Source organism: Glycomyces buryatensis (assembly GCF_004912275.1).
GTDB lineage: Bacteria > Actinomycetota > Actinomycetes > Mycobacteriales > Micromonosporaceae > Glycomyces > Glycomyces buryatensis.
Window position 1 is genome coordinate 44,188 of sequence record NZ_STGY01000032.1, and the last position, 21,800, is coordinate 65,987.

The following is a 21,800-nucleotide window of genomic DNA, read 5'->3' on the forward strand; positions in this document are numbered from 1 at the left end:
ATGGTCGAGGGGCCAGAACTCAAACCGTCGCGTTTGAGGCGTCTCCCGGCAGCGGCAACCAGACCGTTTCGAGGAACTCGTCCTCCTCGATCATCGTCAGCAGCTCTGGGGGGCCGTAGACCTTCGTTCCCGACAAGTCCCAGTCGGTATAAACCAGCCAGGATCGGTCAACAGGCCAAATGTTCGCCGGGCCGTAATGGACGTCGAGCTGCTCAAGGGCCTCCAAGTCACGAAGGTGGCCTCGGAATACGCGCGGGCTGGCCTGCGGATCTCGGAGAAATGCAGGATGAGCGTACGCAACCAAGTCCGGACCTGAGAAACGCTGCAAAATGTCAGCAAGACAGCGGAAGCTCTCCCGATCCAAGCTGCCCCAATCCGGCCACCTGATCGTCTCCCACAGTCCGTCCCCTTGCCGAACTGAAGGGAACGCCCGAAACGAGGGCACTCGATATTGCGGCGCTACATGCTGCGCCACCAACGGATCTCCAGTTCGCTCGGCCAGCTCATGCCAACGCAGCCGCCGCCACCCCGGTCCGGGATCAGCGGGCCACCCCGACTTGTCGGCCTCATCCTCATCCTGAGCCCTTCGATGAGCAGCAAGGGCCTCGGTCTCCGCCTCATACATGGCATGCAGAATCCAAAGCCCTGCAGGATACGGCGGAGGCCCGAACCCGGTGACCTCCTGCCCGCAGACATCGACCAGCCAACCGAGCTCACGCTCATCAACTTCCGACCACCGATCCACCGACGCAGCCTAGCGAAAACCCGCCGAACACTCGGCAACCGTGGCCGAGGCCAAACTGCTGTGTGCCGTCGATGATGACGAAGCCCCGGCCCGAACGCTTCTCGTGGCGCAGGCCGGACCGCAACCGCGGCGCCGGTCAAGAGCAGGTCGAGGAGCTCGTTCCCCCGCCTGGCAGCGGTGGCCCGCGAGATCCCGAACCCTGGGGTGAGCAGCTCGTGGGTATGGCCCTGGTGCAGGTAGGAGAGGGTGAGCAGCGCCTGGTTGCCGGGGCCGAGGGCCCGGCAGCTTGCGTCCCAGGGACTTTCGCTCACACACTGCAATTGTCACCCTGCCGAGATACATCAATGGCCACCGCCCCCCAGACACGAGACAGAGGCAGATAGAATTCTCGGCGTGATGCCAAGTATCGGAGCCGGGACCTCCGGGGGAACCCCCAACATCGAAGATGTACTTGCACGCATAACTCAGGCCGACAAGAAGACCCTGGAGATGTTCGCCGAAGGCGTCAGCTTGCAAACCCGAAGCTCGCGCGTCATAAGCGACCTAAAACATCAGGTCTGCGCGGATCGCATAAGGTTCTCAGCATCGTTCCTTGTCTCCGCAAATAAGGCATTTAACTCGAGACCTGGACAAGATCGAAGCGCGATCAGTAGATATTACTATTCAATGTATCACGCTGCCCGTGCCGTTGTATATTTCAATCACGGCGGAGATGATCACGAGAAGCATTCAGTTCTCCCAGGTAAGCTACCTGACGATTTCCCGCGAAGTAGCTACTGGCAGAACGAGCTTAAGGATGCCCGCCTAAATCGAAACAGCGCGGACTATGACCCATATCCCGAATCTCGAAGTCACTGGCATCCCTTGGCGACGGCACTCGGTGTCACCGCTCCGGCTTTCCTGCAAATTGCAACGCAATATCTGAAGCAGAAGGGATGTTCACACGTATGAGCAAGCCTATCTACGGTGATCGCTCTTCTCACATTAAGGATGCGTTCCAACAGCGCGCCGGCATTCGAGTGGTCGAAGTCATGGTGCGCGAGTACCCTGACGAAACAAACTACATTGTCTACGTGCGGGAGGCAGATGTTGCCGAGGCCGCAGTCGTAGGAAACGACCTTGATGAGGAGATCTCAACACCAGGTGATCGAGCCTTCGTGATCGTCAGGAAGGCTCCTGATGAACTCCTTGAGAAGGAGATGAAGCCACTTTCCGCAGGGGTACAGGATAGTCGCTCTGTCGACCTAACAAATCTCATTAGCGCGCGCTCAAGGGTTTCAGAGATTCAGCCCAGTCTGTCGTACGTTAAGGATGCGGACCGAAATCTCTTTGCGGTCACAACTCCTAGGCACCACTTGATTTTCGGCCGCCGGGGTGCCGGAAAGAGTGCCTTGCTTGTCGAGGCAAAGCGTAGTTTGGATGAGAACTCCAATATCTCCTCATGGTCTAACATGCAGACCCTTAGGAACGAGAAGTCCAACAGGGTATTCCTCTTTATTCTTGAGGACATCATCCAGGCAGTGATCACGCGACAGCAGCGCATTCAATCCGCGTCGTCGATTTCAGTGGGTGCGACAGAGCTTAACGACGAGATCCGTGGCCTGCTTTCGGTGGATTCCACGGCTGACGACTTGGCCACCCGCTTGATCCCAAAAGTTCAACGAGTCCTTAAGCGATTCTTGGATTCAAATGGGCTGCGCATCTACATTTTCGTGGATGATTTTTATTATCTTCCACGAAAAGATCAGCCCATGATTCTAGACATGTTGCACGGATGCATTCGAGACTGTAACGCCTGGCTAAAAGTAGCCTCCATTCGGCATTTGACTCGCTGGTGGCAGTCGGCCCCCCCTCTGGGCCTGCAAACGATGCATGATGCTGATCTACTTGACCTTGACGTCACATTGCAAGACCCGGGCAGGGCAAAACGCTTCCTAGAGAACATCCTGACCGAGTATGCGCGACATGTAGGAATCCCCTCTCTAACTAGGATTTTTAGCTCGACAGCGCTCGACCGACTTGTTCTTGCTTCGGGCGGCGTTCCGCGTGACTATCTTATTCTCGCCCAAAATTCCATCCAACGAGCTCAAAGAAGGCAGAATGCAAAGTTGGTGGGCGTTCAGGACGTTAATCAGGCCGCTGGCGATGCAGCTCAAGCGAAGGTGCAAGAGCTCGAAGAGGATATGGCCTCGGACGTGGCTTCGGCTACGCGCACCCTGGCAGCACTGAAGAAGGTGCGATCTTTTTGCCTCGAGGAAACGAGCCACACCTATTTCCTAATTAGCTACCGCGATAAGGAGAATTTGCCAAGCAATTACAACATCCTGACCGACTTGTTGGATCTTCGCCTAATTCACCTAGTGGATGATGGCGTTTCCGATCCGCACGCAGCAGGACACCGTTTTGAGGCATATATGTTGGACCTGAGTCAGTTCTCGGGATCCCGCCTGAAACGAGGCATTCACATCCTTGACTACCAAGGAGGTAATATCATCTCAAAGAAGATACGTGGGTCTTCTTCTAGCAAGAGTGATTCGCCCGTGAAGGTGGGGGATACACCGCTCAAAGCTATTGCCATCCTCCGCACAGCACCCACTTTCGCCTTGGAAAGAGTGGGAGACTTGCTTCCTCAAATCTAGTCCGCAATTTGGGGGAACCGGTTCGAAGGGTAGCGAGTGGATCGCACACTCCAATTAGGAGATTAATAGCTTCCTCATTGCCACCGAGGATGAGAAAGACTCACTGAGCCTGTTTCAACCTGATCGACGCCTCGACGGCCTTGACGATCTGAGTACTTATGATCGAGAACTTGGCCGCAGTACAGACCGAGTCCTTCTCGCGTCCGACATGATTTGAATTGTTTAGATCATCTAGTGAAGCTGGGGTCGCTCGGCGCTCAAGTAGAGGAGCGCCACAAGGGTCGTTCCGGAGCTGACGTCGCCTTTGGCGATGAGCGAATGGATGTCACTCAGCGGTACCCACTCGATCCGCTCGGACTCAAAGCTGTCTGCGGGTTCGCCGATTTGTTCCGCGTCTTCGGCTTTGAAGATGTGGTGTTCGGCGGTCATGAGGCCTGGCGAGGGCTGTGTGTAGACCAGCGGAGTGAGTGGACCAGTGGCGCGCCAGCCGGTTTCTTCTTCGACTTCGCGGCGGGCGGCTTGTTCGGGGGTCTCGTCGGGTTCGATGCCGCCGATGGGGATTTCCCAGCCCCAGGTGTCGGTGATGAAGCGGTGGCGCCACAACAGGAGGACCTTGCCGTCGTTGACGACGACGGCTCCCGCTCCGGGGCCAGTTTCGATGAGACGGTGGTCAAGGTGGCGGCCATCGGGGAGTTCGACGTCGGCGGTGCGCACGTGGACCCACTGGTCCCGGTAAAGCGTCCGCTTGGAGTTGACCTGCCAGCGCATCATGCTCCCGGTTCCGTGAGTTGGACTTCGGCGCGTTCGAGCGTACTCGCCACGTCAGGTGCCGCCGAGTACGGCTGCAAGGCGCTGACGACGCTGGTGAGGCGGTCGTGGAGTCGGCCGGACTCCATGCCCACGGCGCGATCGAGCATGGTCGCGGCTGCATCGGCGGCTTCCTCGATTTCTCCTTGAGCAGTGAGTACGAGGGCGTAGCCGGCCCAGCGATGGACCTGGCCTCGCAGGTGCGTCCCGGGCGCGGTGCGGACGGCCTCGTCGGCATAGGTGCGTGCGGCGCTGGTGTCGCCGAGGCGTCGGAGGGCTTCCGCAGTCTGGAGCTGGACGAGGCCTGGGGTCATGTAGGAGGTCTCGGGCAGGTCCGGGCCGTTCCATGTGCGGTCGGCATCGGTTTCGGCTGCTTCGAGGTGGCGGTGGCAAGCGCGGGATGTTCCCAGGCGGGCGTGAGCTTTCGCGGCGAGGCTGTGGAGGTCGCAGGTCAGTGCGGGGTTGAGTTGGTCGCCGAGGGTGTCGAGCACGGTTTCGGTGTGGTCGAGGACTTGGTCGAGCTCGCCAAGGTGCATGGCTTGGTTGGCGAGTAGTGCGTGGAGGTAGCCCTCGAATTGCAGGTCGGCCGCGGCGCGGGCGAGTCCGAGGGCTTCAGCGAAGCGAGCAGTGGCGGCCATCTGCTGGTCGGCGTCGTAGGCGCAGATTCCGGCGAATGCGGTGAGGCTTCCGGCAGCGCGGAAGAGTTGACGGCCGAGGTTGTTCTCGTAGGCGGTGCGCAGCATTGGTGCGACTCGCTGGTCGAGGGTGGCGCTGATCCTGGGCAGGGTCGGCACGCCGCCAACGCGGCGGTACATCTCCTGGAAGTGAGCGCGGGTTTGTTCGATCCTGCGGAGGTCTTCGACGCTCACCGCACTGTGTCTCGGCGATGGAACGACTGCAAGTCCTTGAGATCGGGATCGAGCCGGTGAGGTGGGCTCTGGACCTCTGTCGGTGAGCATTCGTTCGAGCTGAGCCGCGTTGACTTCGAGCAGGGCTGCGAGGTCGGTCCTGACCCACGGCAAAGGTTCATTCTCGCCTCGTTCCCATCGGGAGATTGTGGATCGTTCGACGCCAAGCCGGTCAGCGGCCTGCTCCTGGCTGAGGCCCAGCGACTTTCGGCGCCGGATGAGCGCCTCACGCCGTTTCGCCACGGCCCACCTCCACCTCGGAACCGCGCAACACCCCAGGTCACCGCTTCGATGCCTCATTCGTGCCTCATGAGTGCAGCGTTGATGCTCTGGTTTGGACGGTTTGTGCCTGTTGGAATCAAGGCTACGGGCGTACAACCAACCGGCGCAAGACGTCATTCGCCCGATCAGGAGACCGACACGGCAGGTGAAGGGTGGATCTGATGGCAAGCAAGACCATGCAGGGAACGAACCGAGGCGGCATGGCCGGATTCGAGATTCTGGGAGAGTGGCAGACCGCGACCGGAAACGTGCTGCGGCTCAAAGCCCGCCGCAAGACCGGGTACGCCTCGATCTGGCTGGACTACAACGGCGATCCGATCAAGATCGGATACGCCGCCCACGCGGGCGGCGTGGTTCGCGAAGTTCGGTGGGATCCACCCTGGAACGAGCAGACCACGGCCTGGAAGGTCCAGCAGCGCAACCACATCGCCTGGCTCATTGCCGACTGGCACGCCGAGAACATCCGTCCCGTCCATCCTGCACCACTGCCCGCGAGCGTGATCGGCGTCTTCGAGCTCGACGGATTCCGGTTCGCCGTCGAACCCACCACTGCCAACGAGCACGCGGTGCTGAGCGTGGTGAACACCGAGAACGGACTCACACCGGTAGCTGACCTGCTCCACGAGCACGGCCGGATCTGCGGCCTCGTCACCCGCCCAGGATGGAAGGGCACGCCTGAAGAACGCCGACGCCAGTGGCGCAGCGAGTGCGAAGCGATCCTGACCCAGACCGCTCCTCGCGGCGGGCGATAGACCTTTCTTCCCCCAGGAGACCGCCGGGTGGGCGGCGGCCTCCACCCCTCCACCTTCGGGAGCAAGTCATGACCATCGAAACCACGGCACTCGCGCGCCGATCGAGCTTCTTCACCCGCATCACCGAGACCTTCGCCCCGAAAGAGCCGATCGCGGTCATCGCCATCACGCACCTGCTGGGCGAGCGGCCCGCCTTCGTCGACGCCGTCGCCGGCCTCGGCGAGCTCGCCGCTCTGCTGCCCAAGCCCAAGAGCGTCGACCCGGAAACGCTTAACGAAGTCGCGGCGCGGCACCAAGTCGACCAGCTCACCCGCGAACTCTTCGCCGATGCTGAAGCCGCCCTCGCGTTCCTGGAGAAGCGGGCATCCAATCGTTCGGTGGTCCTGCTCGACGTCGGTGGCTACTTTGCTCCGGTCCTCGGCCACCTCTGCGAGCACTTCTCCGGACGGATTGTCGGAGTCGTGGAGGACACCGAGAACGGCCACCAGCGCTACCTCGCCCTCGGCGATGTCCCGTGCCCGGTCTACTCGGTGGCGCGCTCGCCGCTGAAACAGCCCGAGGACTACCTCGTGGGCCAGTCGTGCGCGTTCAGTGCCGAGGCGCTCATGCGGGCCGTAGGCGACTTGCCCATCGGGCGACCGGTCGCCGTGATCGGGCACGGCAAGCTCGGCCGAGCCGCAGCGGCGACCCTCCAGGTCAAGGGCTCAGTGGTTCGCGTCTTCGACACCGACCCCGTCCGTGCCACCCAGGCCCTCGCAGCCGGATACGTCGTGTCCGCCTCATGCGCCGAGGCCATCACCGGTGCCGGGCTGGTCCTGTGCGCGACCGGTAACCACTCCCTCGGGTTCGACGACTTCACCAAGCTCGCCAACGGCGCCCACATCGCCACCGTCACCAGCTCCGAGGACGAACTCGACCTCTCCGGGCTCACCGACTTCTACAGCGAGGTGGCCGTGGCCGAGCACGTCACCCGGTACGAGACGATCGGGCACTACTTCTACCTCCACAACGGCGGCAACGCCGTCAACTTCATCCATGGAGCGGTCGTCGGCCCGTTCATCCACCTCGTCCAAGCCGAGATCCTCGCCGCCGCCGCGCGCCTCGCCGCAGGCTCTCTCGATGCCGGACACCATGAGATGACCACCGTCGACCGCCAAACGATCGCCGCCATCTGGCTCGACTACTACAGGAGCAACGCATGATCGGAAACCACGACATCGCCAAGACCGTCGAGGACTACCTCAACCGCTACCCCGGCGACAGACCCGGCCTCGACCCGCTCCTGGACGCCCTCGACAACCCCGAACCCCTCGCCACCCGGACGCGACTCGCCGGACACGTCACCTGCGGTGCGGTCGTCCTCAACCAAGACTGCAAAGTCCTGCACATCTGGCACCGCGCCCTCGACCGCCTGCTCCTCCCCGGCGGCCACACCGAATCCGACGACACTTCCCTGTCCGAGGCGGCCATCCGCGAGTTCGCCGAAGAGACCGGACTCGACCCGCAGCACCTCACCGCGATCGGCGAGGGCCCGATCCATATCGAGGTCCACCGCATTCCCGACTCCCCGGCCAAGGGCGAACCCGAGCACTGGCACGCCGACTTCCGGTACGCCTTCGCCTACACCGGCGAAGGCAATCTCGCCCTCCAGGACGAGGAAGTTACCGACGCCGTGTGGGTTCCGGCCGACGAGATCGCAGACCGAACCCTGCGGGCCCGCGCCGACGAAGCCGCCCTCTCGCTCCAGCGTTGAGCCCTGAACGACGGATATCCCAGACCCTCACAGGCCCGCACAGCGATCGCTGTGCGGGCCTGTGAGGGTGCGTGGCCCGCACAATCCTCATCTCGGCGGAGTTTTCGAGCGACACTCGCGGTCAACGGAAGCGGTCGACTCGGGCTGCTTCCACCGATCGCGAGGAAGGATTCGAGCACGATTCTCTGGAAGTGGGCGATGGCAGGACGGCACCGCGCTACAGGCGGTGTCGCTGTTCGGCATGTCGCCGCCTCGCCAGCGCGGGGTGGTGGCTGATGACGTCATGGCGTAAACGTGCCCTAGCGGCGGCGTCGTTGGGCGAGGTCGCGCACCAGTTGACCGACCGGGACCATGCGATCATCGAGCATCTGAGCCGGTTCCGGCTGTTGACCATCAAGCAGTTGGAACGGGTGTTCTTCGACTCCGCTTCCTCGGCCTACGACCGGATCAAGACGCTGCACGAGAAGGGGCTGCTCGACCGCCGGCGGCCCTCGACGCACGAGGCGTACCGGTACTTCCTCGGCTTGCTCGGCCTGAGCCTGGTCCACGCCGCCGCCGTCGCCGACTTCGAGCGCGACCCCGGGATGGACATTTTCGGTAAGCCCGAAAAACCGAAGCCCGGCAGGACCCCGACGAAGGCGAAGGCCCAGCAGCACGCCGATGCGCTGTTCTTCTCGGCCCACCGCTCACACCTCGAGGGTGTGAACGACTTCTACACACGCCTGGCCTACTCCGCCCGCCACAGCCCTGAGACCGAGTTGCGGCACTGGTACGTCGAACACGAGGCCGGGAGCGTATCTCCTGCTTCGGGTCAGCGCCCGGACGGCTGCTTCGATCTCGCCTTCGATGGACAGGAGCGGGAGTTCTGCTTCGAGTACGACACCGGTACCGAGCCGCTGGACCGGCTCGTGCGCAAGGTCGACTGGTACAACCGCGAGATCGCCCGGCGCCAGAGCATCGCGCGCAGCCGCGTGAACGAGGGCAGGTTGACCCGCGAGCAAGTCCTCGCCGAGGCGCCGCCCCGGATAATGCTCATCGAGTTCACCAAACTCGGCCGGGAAGCGAACCTCCACGACCGGCTCGCGACCGCGGGCGGCCTCGGCCTCGTCGCCACCTCCACGAGCGCCCGCAGCACCGATCCGCTCGGACCCGTGTGGTGGTGCGCCGGTGATTCGCCCGGCGGCATGCGGAGCCTGGCCGAGGTCTACACCTTCCGACACCTGTAGTCGCACGGGCCGAGGATGCGGCCGAGGACTCCCGGAACCATGTCCGGGTCCACTCCCGTACCAACCTCCACGAGCAGTCCCGAGACGCCCCCGGCATCCGCACAACCGTGTTTGCGCAGCTCGCTGCGAATAAAAGCAAGTCGCCGTGCGGGTCCTACTAAATACATTCATATTTACCCCCGAAGCGTCCTAGGACGACAACGAGCAGCCTCCTATCGGCGTGACACCGCCGCACCTCCGCAACAGGAACCACTCCAGCACTAGCAACATGAGTCACATTCCAGTAACCTAGGGTGCATCTGAGACCACGGGTGACGGCGCGTCGCCTCCCTTGCACTGGTCAACTCCCACACCACCGCCCGACCGGGCCCGCTCATCACGCCGCCCCGCACCCGAGGCAGCCGTCAGCCCTCCGCTGCCATCGAGCGTGCTCCGAGGCCGTTCACCCGTCCGAGTCGGAGGCTCGTACCCCCATCGAGTACGAGCTACGGTCGCCACCAGGGCCGCCACCTGGTCTTTTACCTGGTGGTGGGGGCGGTGAGCCGGGTTCCGAAGCGGATTCGGGTCACCGGGGCGCGGCGGGAAGTCATCGACACCGACCGGTTGGCCGCACTGCTGCTGCGTGCCGCGCTCCGCCGGGAAACCGGTGATGGTGGCGCGGCAAGCGACGCTGCGGCGGGTGCGGCGGCCCCTGACAGCGATATAGGCGACGCCAGAGGGGAAACGGCGGCATGAACGATCAGCAGGCAGAGAATCAGGGCGGGGGCCGGGCGGTGGTGTACCTGCGGGTGTCTTCCCGCGGACAGGTCGATACCGACTACGACCCCGAAGGCAACTCGATCCCCGCTCAACGCAAAGCCTGCGCGCAGCTCGCGGAGCGCATGGGACTCACGGTCGTGGACGAGTACGTCGAGCCGGGCAAGTCCGGCCGTTCCATCGACGGGCGGCCCGCATTCCGCAAGATGATGGGCCGCATCCGCAACCAGCACGACGTCGACTACGTCATCGTGTACATGCGCTCACGGCTGTTCCGCGACGCCACCGACGCAGGCCTCACCAAACGCGAACTCCGAGGCCTCGGCGTCGCGATCCTGTCCGTGAAGGACCCCACCGACGACTCGCCCACCGGGGATCTCATGGCGCACATGGTCGACGGCTTCAACGAGTACCAGTCGCGCGTCTCGGGCCAGGACATCGCCTACAAGATGGAAGCCAAAGCCGCGCTCGGTGGCACCCCCGGCAAACCCCCGCTGGGCTACCTCAACGTCCGCGAGACCATCGACGGACGCGAGATCCGCACCATCGCCCTCGATCCCGAACGCGCACCACTGGTGAAGATGCTCTTCGAGCAGTACGACACCGGGCAACGCTCCTTCCCCAAGCTCTGTGAGCTCGCGACCAGCGCGGGGTTGCGGTCCCGGCCGACGCGCAAGTACCCGGCTGGTTCGCCGCTCTCGATCCGCAAGATCGGTCAGATGCTCCGCGACCGCTACTACCTCGGCTACGTGACCTTCAACGGCACCGAATACCCCGGCCGACACGAAGCCCTCATCGACACCGCATTGTTCGACAAGGTCCAGACCGTGCTCTACGAGGAACACGGCGCGGGCGTGCGCGAACGCAAGTGGAACCACTACCTCAAGGGCCTCGTCTGGTGCGGGCGCTGCGGGCGCCGGTTGATCATCGAGCGCGCCAAATCCAAGACCGGCCGCCTCTACTTCTACTACCTCTGCCTGAGCCGCAACGAGAACGGCTCCTGCGACCTGCCCCGGTTCGCCGTCACCGACGTCGAGCGCACCGTCGCCGCCCACTACGCCACCATCGCCTTCACACCCGCCGAAGCTGCGAGGACCAGGACCGGTCTCGCCAGCGCTGCCGCCACCGACCACAGCACGACGCAGACCCTGCGCCGCAACCTCAAACGCGAACGCACCCGACTCGACGCACTCGAAAACCAGATCATCGAACTGCTCGGCCACCCCGACTGGCCCACCGAGAAACTCACCGCGAAGATCCAGGACATCCACGTCCAGCGAGAGCGCATCGACGTGCAACTCGCCACAGACTGCACACCGCGTCTCGACCAAGCCGCGGGCATCGTCACGCCCTTCCTCGACCTCCTTGCCGACCCCCGCGGCCTCTACGAGTCACTCGTCGACGAGGACCGCCGGACGCTCAATACGATCTGCTTCACCCGGCTCACCCTCGACGCCGACGAGACCAAGGGCCCGGTCATCGCCGCCAGCTCGACGAGCGCGAGCATCACGCCGCTCCTGGCCTACCGGAACCGGGAACGCGAAAGCGGCACCAGCCCGGAGGCTGGTGCCGCTGACGACAACAATATTCAGACGGCCCTGAGTTCAAGGCCAGACCTTGTCGTGGAGCTGCAGGGAATCGAACCCTGGTCCTCCGCTGCTTTTGTGAGACTTCTCCGGGTGCAGTCCGCTGTACCTATTATCGAGCCCCACCGATCACACGGACAAGTCGGTGAGACGGGCTCTATTCGCCGTTGATGTCATTCGATGCCCCAGCGACCAAGACCTCGACCTAGCGTTCTAGATGATGCCGCGAATCCGGAACGAACGCGCTTCCGGAGCGGCAGAATCACTCTCGCTTAAGCAGCGAGGGCGAATTCAGTGCGTTTTGCGTTGGCACTTATTGGTTTCCAACGTTGGTTAACGAGACATGCGTTGGCTTCCTCGACCCGCTTCCCTCACATCAACACACGGAGTCGAAACCGATCAGCCCCTGGTTGAGGTGAGTTACCCCTGTTTAGTTGTGTCATGGAATTCTAGCTCAGTCCAACCGCCCGTCGCGAGCGGATATTCCCACCGCGGGGACTAGCGGCCGCGCTTGAGGGCGGCGCCGGCGGCGCGTTCGATCTCGCGGTCGGCCTCGCGTTTGGCGATGGCCTGGCGCTTGTCGTAGTTCTTGCGACCCCGGGCCAGACCCAGTTCCATCTTGGCCCAGCCGTTCTCGAAGTACACCGACAGCGGCACCAGCGTCAGGCCCGCCTCATCGAGCTTGTTCGCCAGCTTGGCGATCTCGCCGCGGTGCAGCAGGAGCTTGCGGATGCGGCGCGGCGGGTGGTTCGTCCACGTCCCGTAGTCGTACTCGGGGATGTGGAAGTTGTGGACGCGGGCCTCGCCGTTGTGGATCTCGGCGTAGGCGTCGACGATATTGCCCCGGCCCTGGCGCAGCGCCTTGACCTCGGTCCCCGAGAGGACCATCCCGGCGTCGTAGGTGTCCAGGATGTCGTAGTCGTGGCGCGCCTTCCGGTTCGACGTCACGACCGTGCGCTCGGGGCCGGAGTGCTTGACCTTTTCCTGCTTCTTCTTGGACACGGAGCAAGCTTAACGATCGAACATACGTATGTCGAAGCGAATTAGCGGCTAACGGCACAGGCAGGACGGGAGGTAGCCGAGCGGGTTGACGCGCTCGCCGTTCACACGGACCTCGAAGTGCAGGTGCGCGCCGGTGCTGGCGCCGGTGGAGCCGACCGCGCCGATGCCCTCGTCACGGCCGACGTGCTCGCCATTGGAGACCCAGATCGCGGACTGGTGGGCGTAGCAGCTGGTGACGCCGCCGCCGTGGCCGATGCAGGTGAGGTTGCCGTAGCCGCCGTTCCAGCCGGCGTAGACGACGGTGCCGGAGTCGGCGGCGTGGATGGTGGTGCCGGAACCTGCGGCGAAGTCGGTGCCGCCGTGGAAGCGGGAGGTGCCGTAGATCGGGTGGGTCCGCCAGCCGAAGTCGGAGGACTTCCAGCCGCTGACGGGAACGACCCAGCCGCCGCCACCGCCGCCAGACGAGGAGCCCCCGGAATCAGAGCCACCGGACGAACCGGAGTCGGCATTGCGCAGCGCGTCGGCCAGCCGCTGCGACTCGGCCTCCAGCTCCTCGTACTCCGACTGGGCCTCGGACTCGGCCGATTCGGCGACGGCGAGCGCGTCGGCGCGGTCGCCGATGAGGCGGTTCACCTCGTCGCGGGCGGCCTGCGCCTCGGCGGCCCGTGTCTCGGCCTGCGCCAGGGCGGCCTCGGCGGCCACCTCGGCTTCCGCCGCCTCGGCTTCGGCGACCGCGGCGGTGCCCTCGGCGTTGGAGGCGATGCGGCGCTGGAGGGTGATCTCCTCGACCGCCTGGTACTTGGACTCGTTGAGGAACTCGAGGTAGGTGAGGCCCTCGACCGCCCGGGCCGGTTCGCCCGAGGCGAGGATGGCGTCCAGGGTGATCAGTTCGGCGCCCTGGTAGGTGGCCCGGATCGTCGATGCCCTGGCCTCGCGGGCCGCCTCGACGGCCGCGGCGGCCTCCTCGTATTCGGCCTCGGCCTCGGCCAGCGCCTCCGCGGCGGCGTCGGCCTCCCGCTGGGCCTGGGCCGCTTCGGTTTCGGCGGCTGCGACGCGCCCCTCGGCGACGTCGATCGCGTCTTCGGCTCCGGGGAGGCGGGCCTCGGTCTCGGCGAGGGTCGCGCCCGCGGCGCGGACCTCGTCGGAGGCGTCTTCGAGCTGGGCGGCCATCTCGGCCTTCTCGCGTTCGACGCGGTCGAGTTCGGACTGGGATGCGGCCCAGACGGGACTGCTCGCGGCCCCAGCGATAAGCAGGGCCGCGAGCAGCAATCCGATTCGCCTCATAGCGCCCGAATTTAGTCGAGATCCGAACCAAATTTGAGCATTTAGGACATATTAGGCCTAGCGGGCGAGAGCTAGACCTTGATGTTGAACCGCAAGGTGATCCAGGCGGTCACGGCGCTGATGACGGCCGAGATGCCGGCCAGGATCGGCAGCAGCATGAGCACCGCGGACATCTCGATCTTCGGCATCAGGCTGAACAAGTTCTCGAACTGCCCGTCGATGACCAGGAACTTGGCGGCCACCAGGGTGCCGAAGGCGAACAGGGCGCCGATGATGCCGGCGAACACCGCCTCCAGCACGAACGGGGCCTGGACGAACCAGTTCGGGGCGCCGACCAGCTTCATGATCGCGACCTCGCGGCGCCGCGAGTAGGCGGCGACCTGGATGGTGTTGGCGATCAGCATGAGCGCGGCCACGCCCTGGACGAGGGCGACGACGAGGGTCAGCTTCTGGGCCCCGCCGAGGATGTCGAAGACCTGCTGGAGGATCTGCTTCTGGTTGGTGGCCTGGTAGACCCCGTCGCGCTCCTGGAACTGGGCGATGAGTTCGGGAGCCTTGTCGATGTCTTCCATCTTGACGCGGAAGGCCGCCGGAAGCTGGTCGGCGTTGACGGTCTTCACCAGGTCCGGGGAGTCCTTGAAGGTGTCCTGGAACCGGTCCCAGGCATCGTCCTTGGACTCGAACTCGGTCCGCGCGACCAGCTCGGACTGGTTCAGCTCCGACTCGATCTGCGCCGTGGTCTCCTCGTCGATCTCGGGGTCGAGGTAGATGACCACCTCGAGCGAGGTCTGGTAGTACTCCTCGATGACGTCGACCTGGTTGTACAGCAGCAGGGCGGAACCCAGCATGGTCAACGAGACCGCCATCGTGATGATCATCGCGATGGTCATGGAGATATTGCGCCACAGTCCGAGGAAGACCTCGGACATCACGTACTTCGCGCGCATGAGCTCTGTTCTCTGCCTTCCGCTTAGCCGTAGACGCCGCGCGACTGGTCGCGCACGATCTGGCCGTTCTCGACCTCGATGACGCGACGGCGCATCTGGTTCACGATGTTGGAGTCGTGGGTGACCATGACGATGGTGGTACCGGTCCGGCTGATGCGGTCGAGCAGCCGCATGATCTCGATCGAGGTGTCGGGGTCGAGGTTACCGGTGGGCTCGTCGGCCAGCAGGAGCAGCGGGCGGTTGACGAAGGCGCGGGCCACGGCCACGCGCTGCTGCTCACCGCCGGAGAGCTCGTGGGGGTAGCGGTGCTCCTTGCCGCCGAGACCGACCAGTTCGAGGACCTCGGGGACGACCCGGCGGGCGACCGACCGGGGCTTGCCGATGACCTCGAGCGCGAACGCGACGTTCTCGGCCGCGGTGCGGTTGGGGAGGAGCCGGAAGTCCTGGAAGACACAGCCGATGCTGCGCCGGTAGGCCGGCACCTTCCATCGCCGCAACTTGGTCACGTCGATGTCCCCCACGGCGATCTTGCCCTTGTCGGGGACCTCCTCGCGCAAGAGCAGTTTGATGATCGTGGACTTCCCCGCGCCGGTCGGACCGATGAAGAAGACGAACTCTCCTTTGTCGATGAAGACGTTGATGTCTTCGACCGACGGTCGGTTCGATCGGGGGTAGTGCTTGGTTACGCCCTCGAGCTGAATCACGAGGCGGAGTCTAACCGCCGGGCCCGGCAGCCGGACGGGCGGCTCCAGTACACGCGTGGCATACCGAGGTGTTTTGTGTGCATATGTCCCGCCCGTTCAGGGGTAACGACACGATTTCACCCGAACAGGGGAAGCGGGCATGGTCACCCGGCCCGGCCAGAACCGAAATCGGCCCTGAGCGTAACCGGATCGCCACATTGGACGACATATTCGGCCGAGTCGATCCTATATGATATAGGCATGCGCCAGACGCGGCGGACCGGTTTCACACCGGTGCCGGGACTGCCGGATTCTCGGGCCGGAAAGGCGGCCTAGACGTTCTTCTCGCCGCTCATGCGCCAGCGGATGCCCGCTTCCAGGAAACCGTCGATATTGCCGTCGTAGACGCCCTTGACGTCGGCGGTCTCGAAGCTGGTGCGCAGGTCCTTGACCATCTGGTACGGGTGTTCGACGTAGGAGCGCATCTGGTCGCCCCATGAGGCGGTGGCCGAACCGCGCAGCTCGTCGACCTTCGCCCGCTCCTGTTCCCGGGTGCGCTGGAGCAGCTTCGCCTTCAGCACCGTCATGGCGGTGGCCTTGTTCTGGAGCTGCGAGCGCTCGTTCTGGCAGGCGACGACCAGTCCGGTCGGCAGGTGCGTGATGCGCACGGCCGAGTCGGTGGTGTTGACGCCCTGCCCGCCGGGCCCGGAGGACCGGTAGACGTCGATGCGCAGCTCGTCCTCGGGGATCTCCTCGATCTCGTCGGTCTGCTCCAGCGCGGGCACGACCTCGACGGCGGCGAAACCGGTCTGGCGGCGGCCCTGGTTGTCGTATTTGCTGATGCGCACGACGCGGTGGGTGCCCTGCTCGACCGAGAGGTGGCCGTAGGCGTAGGGGCCCTTGACGCCGAAGGTGGCCGAGCGGATGCCGGCCTCTTCGGCGTAAGAGATGTCGTAGGTCTCGGTCTTGAAGTTGTGCTCCTCGGACCAGCGCAGGTACATGCGCATGAGCTGCTCGGCGAAGTCGCAGGCGTCGGCGCCGCCGGCGCCGGAGCGGACGGTCATGACGCAGTCGCGCTCGTCGTACTCGCCGGACAGGAGGGTGCGGACCTCGAGTTCGTCCATGGCCTTGCGGATGGAGGCGAGCTCGGCGGTGGCCTCGGCGGCGGCCGAGGGGTCGTCCTCGGCACCGGCGAGCTCGAAGAGGATCTCGACGTCGTCCATGCGCGAGTGGAGCTCGGCGAGCTTCTTCAGCTCGGCCTGGACGTAGGAGAGGCGGGAAGTGATCTTCTGGGCGTGTTCGGCGTCTTCCCAGAGCGCGGGTTCGGCGGCGGCGGCCTCGAGCTCCTCCTTCTCGCGTCGCAGCGAGGGGAGATCGAGTACGGCCTCGACGCTGGCGAGCGTCGCCTTCAGCTCGCGGAGATCGGCGGAAACATCGACACTGGTCACAACAGATCAGGGTACGCCTGTATTCGCGCTCATACGAAACGGGACGCTCGGCCGTGTGGCCGGGCGTCCCATTCTGAGCGGATAAGCATGCGAACAGGCATGCTATTGGAAAGGTGTCGAAACGACGGCTAGTGCTTGAAGCTAGCCGCGCTTCTTGAGCCAGCTGATCGCCGAGCGGTGGTACCCCACGGCGAACTCCATGGCGACGGCCGCACTGGAATCCTCGGCCGCGTAGTCCTTGGCCGCGGCGCGAGCCTCGGCCAGTGCCTCCTGGTGCTGCTCGGCGGCGTCGGCGTACATCTCCTCGACCGTGTCGGCCGACATGTAGTCGGTGAACGCGGTGCGGAGCGCGACGGGGTCGCGCAGCTGACCGATCCGGGCCGGCTCGTTGAGCCAGCGGGTGAACGCCCGCTTGCCATTGGCGCTGATGGTGTACGGCACCGATGCGCGCGGGCCGGGCTTACCGACGCGGACGAGTCCGCCTTCGGCGAGCGCCGGGAGTTCGCGATAGACCTGGGAGCGCGTCATGGTCCAGTACGGACCAAGGCGACGGGTCGCCTCCGCCATGAGTTGCCCACCGGTCATTGGACCTTCGTGTAGCAAGCCCAGCAATGCTGCTGAGGTTGCGTTCAATTCTTTTCCTGCCATGCCCGACAGGATGCCATGTGGATGCTCTCCTGACAAGTGGACAGCTCCAATGTGTCGATTCACCGTCACCGATGTGTGATAGTCCGCGACCTTCGAAAATCGTTGCAAGCCTTACGAATCGGTCAGAATGTGACAGCGTGGTGCAACATGTGTACAGAGAATTCCAGTCGTGTGATCCCGATCGCGCTCAAGGATTCGGGAACTGTCCGTGGTGCCTTCGCTACAGAGCATTATCGACTGTTTCAAATCGCATTTAATTGCCCGGCATACGGGAGCCGATGACGTCGGCACCGGGCAGCTCCTCGACTGGAGTGCCCTCTGTGGAGTCATTTTCCTGCTCCTCTGAATCGGACAAATCATCCGAATTCAGTGTTGGAGTGTCGCTATCGGTCTCGGCCGCTTCGGATTCCGATGGGGAGGCTTCGTCCGCTTCGGGCGATTCGGAGGCCGCTTCCGTTGGCGCCTCGGAGGGTTCGCCGCTCGCGGCGGGTGCGGTCGTCTCGACCGACTCGGACTGGTCGGCCACGTCGGCACCGCCGTGGGGCCCATTGCCGGTGAGTGCCAGGACCGCCACCGCGGCGATCGCGACCAGGCCGAGCGCGCCGGCGCCGGCCAGCAGCAGCGGGCGGCGGCGCCGCTCGGTCCGCTCCGGGAGCGGGTCCGACATGTCGAAGAGCGTCGGCTCGGGCCCCTTCGCCTCCTGGACCGCCGCGACGTCGATCGCGGCGGCCGCCGGGGTCACCGGCGAGTAGTGGAATTTGGAGGGCTCTTCCCGGCGTCGCAGCCGCGGCTTGATCGGCGCGGTCGGGTTGGGCGAGAGGCGCGGCGCCAGGCGGCGAAGCTCGGTCGCGACCGCGTCCAGGTCGCCCCGGTCGGCCGGTCGGAGCGAGAGCAGGGTCTCCACGACCTTCCACAGCTCCGCGTCCACCGCGACCGGCCTGACGGGGATCTCGGTCAGGTGCCGCTGCAAGACCTCGTCGATCGAGCCGCCCCGGTAGGCGCTGTGCCCGGTGAGGGCCTCGTACAGCACCAGACCGAGCGCGTAGTTGTCGATGCCCGGGCACACGGACTCCCCCGCCGCCACCTCGGGGGCCACGTACTCGGGAGTCCCGTGCGAGGGGGTGCCCTCGGCCTCGGCCGCCCGCGCGATCCCGAAATCGATGAACTTGACGCCGCTGTCCCCCGACAGCATCAGGTTGCCGGGCTTGACATCGCCGTGAAGGTAGCCGACCCGGTGGACCGCAGCGAGGGTCTCGGCGGCGGAAGCGCAGCGGCGGGCGGCCTCGGCGGCGGAGAGCGGCCCGTGGGCGCGCAGATGCTCGCGCAGGTCGCGGCCCTCCACGAATTCGAGGACGATCGCCATGATCGTCTCGGTCACGATGAAGTCGCGCACCCCGATCACGCCCGGGTGCTGGATGGCGTTGAGGATCTCCGCCTCGGCGAAGAAGGTCTCCACGATCTCGGTCTCCTCGCGAAGCTCCTCGCGCAGGACCTTGACCGCCACGGCGTCGCCGGTGACCTGGTCGAGCCCGCGCCAGACCACACCGACCGAACCGCGAGCGATCTCGTGATGCAGGGCGAAACGGTTTGCCAGAACCGTGGTCATCGTTGCTCCTCGGGGGTATTGAGGCTTGGTCATTCCACTGTAAAACCGGTATCTCCCCAGTTCAGATACCGAATGGGAGGCTGGCACGAACCGGGGATACAGTGGCGGGCGTCCCGTCCGGGACGCCTCGACCGGGCCCGGACATCGACGGTCGCCTCTGGTGAGTGGCCAGCCACTACACTTGCGCCCATGTCCCTCGAACGGCCAAGCTTCAGACAAGACGTCGTAACCCGGTGCGAGCCCAGTGGTGATTCCCTGTGACCGAACTTCGTTGGCGCTACGGCGCCGCCACCGACGTGGGCAAAGTCCGCGACCTCAACGAGGACTCCCATCTCGCGTCGCGGCGGCTGCTCGCTGTCGCCGACGGGGTCGGCGGCGCCGCCGCCGGTGAGGTCGCCAGCGGGGTCACCATCGCCGAGGTGACGCGGCTGGCCCGCCGCTCCCCGGTCGAGGCCGAGGCCGAACTGGGCGAGGTCGTCGAGGCGGCCCGGGACCGCATCCGCGCGGCCGTGGCCGAGAACCCCGAGTCCGAGGGCATGGCCACCACGTTGACCGGACTGTGGCTGGGCGACAACGCCGTCGACATTGTCCACATCGGAGACTCACGCGCCTACCAGGTGCGCGGCGAGGACTTCGTCCAGGTGACTGTGGACGACTCCTACGTCCAGCGCCTCGTGGACGAGGGCGCCATCACCCCCGCCGAGGCCCAGGACCACCCCTACAAGTCCGTCGTGACCCGCGTGCTCCAGGCCAACCCCGCCCCGGCCCACTTCGAGACCCGCCCCGCCCAGATCGGCGACCGCTACATGCTGTGCTCCGACGGACTCAGCGACGTCGTCTCGGACGACGCCATCGAGACCGTCCTCAACGATTTCTCCGACCCGCAGGCGGCGGCCGACGAACTGGTCCGCCTGGCCCTGGAGGGCGGCGGCCCGGACAACGTCACCGTGGTCGTGGGCGACGTGTCCGAGCACAAGCCGATGAAGCGCTGGCCCTGGATCGTGGGCGCGCTGGCGGTCCTGCTGGTGGTGGCCGCGATCATCACCAGTCTCATCCTTTGGGGCTGAAGCCGATGCCGGGTCCCCACGCCCGGCGACAGGGGCACCCCATGCGGAGGTAGTCGTACCAGCGGCCGTCGTCCTCCAGGTCGCCGTCAACTGCCAGGACATCGTCCCCGCCGCGGGCCGACCGCTCCGTAACCCTCAGTCGAAGATCAGTCCGCAGAGCGCCGCTTCGGTGCGGGCGGTGTAGTCGAAGAAGGCCGCGTCGTCGGCGGTCACGTTCGTCAGATGCCCGTGCAGCTCATACGAGATGATGCCGACGAGGCGGTTCCAGGCCAGGATGAGGCGCGCGACCTCGCCGGGGGTGAACTCCTCGCCTTCCAAGAGCCGCAACATGTCCGGTTCGATGGCGGCCGGGTCGCAGGTCGGGCCCGGAGGCGGAATGAGGGCGCCCGAGCGCTTGGCGTCGGAGGTGATTCGCGCGAGCGCCAGCGGCATTCGGCCGGCGACCGTGACGGTGATGTGCGGGGCGATGTAGCCGGGGATCGGGGTGCCGAAGATGAGGGCGAACTCGTGGCGGTTGGCCAGCGACCACTCGCGGACTGCGCGCCAGACCGCGAGCCAGCGTTCGATCGGGTCGGCGACCGGGAGGTCGGCATTCTCCGCCGCCGCGCCGATCTCGTTGTACGCCTCCACTATCAGGGCGGTCAGGAGTTCGTCGCGGCTGGCGAAGTAGCGGTAGATCGCCGATGAGGCCATGCCGAGTTCGCGGGAGACCGAGCGCAGCGAAAGGCCGATGCCCCCGACCTCGCCGAGCTGGCGGCGGGCGGCGGTCAGGATTTCCTTGGTGAGCTCGGCGCGGGCACGTTCTCGGGCGGTTCTCGGCGCGTTCATTCGGCAAGTGTACCGAAACGAGAGCACCGCTCTTGCATATTCGGTGCGGGTGTGCCATGATTGTCTCCAACAGAGAGCACTGCTCTTGAATGAGATCAGTGAACACCATAGGAGCATCCATGTCACTCCCCCAGACCTCCCAGCCCGACCCCCGCACTCGCACCGGCGCGATCGGCCTCGCGCTCGCCGGCATCCTGTTCGTCCTCTACGAGTTCGTCGCCCCGCGCGAGGACCAGACGACGTTGGAGGGGGCCGAATCCTGGGCCTCGGCCGCCTGGTCCTTCGCCCACATCGCCGCGATCATCGGCCTCATCCTGATCCCGCTCACCTATGGCGCTCTACGCGGACACTTCGAAGGCACCCGCAATGAGAAGACGGCGTTCCTCGCCGCGACCACCGGGTACATCGGCTCGGCGCTGACCATCTCGTACTACGGCGCAGAGGTCTACGGCCTCAAGGCGATCGGCGCGAGGGCCGTGGCCGACGGTGATGCCTCACTGACCGAGGTCGGCGAGGCCTTCCGCATGGACTCCGTCGCCGCGACGATCTTCGCGATCGGTCTGGCGCTCATCGCCTTGGCCGCGATCCTCATCGCGGTCGCCGTGTGGCGCTCGGGAACCGTGAACCGCTGGAGCGCCATCCCGTTGGCGGCCGCGATGGTGCTGTACCTGCCGCACTTCTACTTCCCGTACGCGGGCCGCCTCGCCTGGGGCGTGCTGGTGGGACTCAGTGCGCTGATCCTGGCCTGGGCCATGTTCTCGGCGAGGCGCCCGATCAACGCCGAGGCGGCGCCGCAGCTTCAAAAGGCCTGAGGCGCGTACGGAAGCGGCCCC

At 65.1% G+C, this 21,800-nt stretch carries 18 protein-coding genes, 1 other RNA gene and 2 pseudogenes; 8 read left to right on the top strand and 13 right to left on the bottom strand.

Annotation, left to right across the window (positions count from 1 at the left end; genetic code table 11):
- Positions 1-19 precede the first annotated feature (19 nt).
- A complete protein-coding gene (locus FAB82_RS27940) occupies positions 20-745 on the bottom strand; it encodes a hypothetical protein (protein ID WP_246039519.1) in 726 nt (241 codons plus the stop codon).
- Positions 746-897: 152 nt separating this feature from the next.
- Positions 898-1,056, bottom strand: a pseudogene (locus FAB82_RS28840) (transposase family protein); the annotation flags it as partial.
- Positions 1,057-1,692: 636 nt separating this feature from the next.
- Between FAB82_RS28840 and FAB82_RS08670 the strand changes: the two are divergent.
- Positions 1,693-3,384, top strand: a complete 1,692-nt coding sequence (locus FAB82_RS08670; protein ID WP_136534149.1) for a hypothetical protein — start codon at positions 1,693-1,695, stop codon at positions 3,382-3,384.
- 231 nt (positions 3,385-3,615) lie between these two features.
- Here FAB82_RS08670 and FAB82_RS08675 read toward each other — a convergent pair whose 3' ends face one another.
- Both FAB82_RS08675 and FAB82_RS08680 read right to left on the bottom strand, forming a co-directional pair.
- Positions 3,616-4,152: an NUDIX hydrolase gene (locus FAB82_RS08675; protein ID WP_136534187.1), complete on the bottom strand. Its 537-nt coding sequence runs from the start codon at positions 4,150-4,152 to the stop codon at positions 3,616-3,618.
- The gene (locus FAB82_RS08680; RefSeq protein WP_136534150.1) at positions 4,152-5,498 is read right to left on the bottom strand and encodes a helix-turn-helix domain-containing protein; all 1,347 of its coding nucleotides are present in this window, start codon (positions 5,496-5,498) and stop codon (positions 4,152-4,154) included. Before FAB82_RS08680 ends, FAB82_RS08675 begins: the two co-directional genes overlap by 1 nt.
- A 44-nt stretch (positions 5,499-5,542) precedes the next feature.
- Here FAB82_RS08680 and FAB82_RS08685 point away from each other — a divergent pair, with 44 nt between their 5' ends.
- From FAB82_RS08685 to FAB82_RS28850, 5 genes and pseudogenes are all read left to right on the top strand, one after another.
- Positions 5,543-6,133, top strand: a complete 591-nt coding sequence (locus FAB82_RS08685; RefSeq protein WP_136534151.1) for a hypothetical protein — start codon at positions 5,543-5,545, stop codon at positions 6,131-6,133.
- A 68-nt stretch (positions 6,134-6,201) separates the two neighbouring features.
- The gene (locus FAB82_RS08690) at positions 6,202-7,335 is read left to right on the top strand and encodes an NAD(P)-binding domain-containing protein (protein WP_211116470.1); all 1,134 of its coding nucleotides are present in this window, start codon (positions 6,202-6,204) and stop codon (positions 7,333-7,335) included.
- Complete coding sequence (locus FAB82_RS08695) at positions 7,332-7,886, top strand: NUDIX hydrolase (protein ID WP_136534152.1); 555 nt, start codon at positions 7,332-7,334, stop codon at positions 7,884-7,886. Before FAB82_RS08690 ends, FAB82_RS08695 begins: the two co-directional genes overlap by 4 nt.
- A gap of 275 nt (positions 7,887-8,161) precedes the next feature.
- Positions 8,162-9,112 (top strand): replication-relaxation family protein, encoded by a 951-nt coding sequence (locus tag FAB82_RS08700; RefSeq protein WP_136534153.1) that lies wholly within the window; start codon positions 8,162-8,164, stop codon positions 9,110-9,112.
- A 731-nt stretch (positions 9,113-9,843) separates the two neighbouring features.
- Positions 9,844-10,863, top strand: a pseudogene (locus FAB82_RS28850) (recombinase family protein); the annotation flags it as partial.
- Between the two features lie 625 nt (positions 10,864-11,488).
- Here FAB82_RS28850 and ssrA read toward each other — a convergent pair.
- The 8 genes from ssrA to FAB82_RS08750 form a co-directional block, all read right to left on the bottom strand.
- Positions 11,489-11,861, bottom strand: a transfer-messenger RNA (tmRNA) gene (gene ssrA / locus FAB82_RS08715).
- Between the two features lie 91 nt (positions 11,862-11,952).
- Positions 11,953-12,456 carry an SsrA-binding protein SmpB gene (smpB, locus tag FAB82_RS08720; RefSeq protein WP_136534154.1) on the bottom strand — a complete coding sequence of 168 codons (504 nt, stop codon included), beginning with the start codon at positions 12,454-12,456 and terminating at the stop codon, positions 11,953-11,955.
- Positions 12,457-12,504: 48 nt separating this feature from the next.
- Positions 12,505-13,740: a M23 family metallopeptidase gene (locus tag FAB82_RS08725; RefSeq protein ID WP_136534155.1), complete on the bottom strand. Its 1,236-nt coding sequence runs from the start codon at positions 13,738-13,740 to the stop codon at positions 12,505-12,507.
- Positions 13,741-13,811: 71 nt separating this feature from the next.
- Positions 13,812-14,687, bottom strand: a complete 876-nt coding sequence (ftsX, locus tag FAB82_RS08730) for a permease-like cell division protein FtsX (protein ID WP_136534156.1) — start codon at positions 14,685-14,687, stop codon at positions 13,812-13,814.
- Between the two features lie 23 nt (positions 14,688-14,710).
- The gene (locus tag FAB82_RS08735) at positions 14,711-15,391 is read right to left on the bottom strand and encodes a cell division ATP-binding protein FtsE (protein WP_136534157.1); all 681 of its coding nucleotides are present in this window, start codon (positions 15,389-15,391) and stop codon (positions 14,711-14,713) included.
- 311 nt (positions 15,392-15,702) lie between these two features.
- Positions 15,703-16,818, bottom strand: coding sequence for a peptide chain release factor 2 (prfB, locus tag FAB82_RS08740; RefSeq protein ID WP_136534158.1), 1,116 nt, complete (start codon positions 16,816-16,818; stop codon positions 15,703-15,705).
- Between the two features lie 141 nt (positions 16,819-16,959).
- The gene (locus FAB82_RS08745) at positions 16,960-17,466 is read right to left on the bottom strand and encodes a PadR family transcriptional regulator (protein ID WP_136534159.1); all 507 of its coding nucleotides are present in this window, start codon (positions 17,464-17,466) and stop codon (positions 16,960-16,962) included.
- Between the two features lie 253 nt (positions 17,467-17,719).
- The gene (locus FAB82_RS08750) at positions 17,720-19,072 is read right to left on the bottom strand and encodes a serine/threonine-protein kinase (protein WP_168801502.1); all 1,353 of its coding nucleotides are present in this window, start codon (positions 19,070-19,072) and stop codon (positions 17,720-17,722) included.
- 257 nt (positions 19,073-19,329) lie between these two features.
- On the opposite strand from FAB82_RS08750, the gene FAB82_RS08755 reads away from it, so the two are divergent.
- Entirely contained in the window at positions 19,330-20,139 is an 810-nt protein-coding gene (locus tag FAB82_RS08755) for a PP2C family protein-serine/threonine phosphatase (RefSeq protein WP_136534161.1), read from the top strand.
- A 135-nt stretch (positions 20,140-20,274) separates the two neighbouring features.
- On the opposite strand, the gene FAB82_RS08760 is transcribed toward FAB82_RS08755, so the two are convergent.
- On the bottom strand, positions 20,275-20,967 hold the full coding sequence (locus FAB82_RS08760) for a TetR/AcrR family transcriptional regulator (protein ID WP_136534162.1): 693 nt from the start codon (positions 20,965-20,967) through the stop codon (positions 20,275-20,277).
- Between the two features lie 119 nt (positions 20,968-21,086).
- On the opposite strand from FAB82_RS08760, the gene FAB82_RS08765 reads away from it, so the two are divergent.
- The gene (locus tag FAB82_RS08765) at positions 21,087-21,779 is read left to right on the top strand and encodes a hypothetical protein (RefSeq protein WP_136534163.1); all 693 of its coding nucleotides are present in this window, start codon (positions 21,087-21,089) and stop codon (positions 21,777-21,779) included.
- Positions 21,780-21,800: the final 21 nt, after the last annotated feature.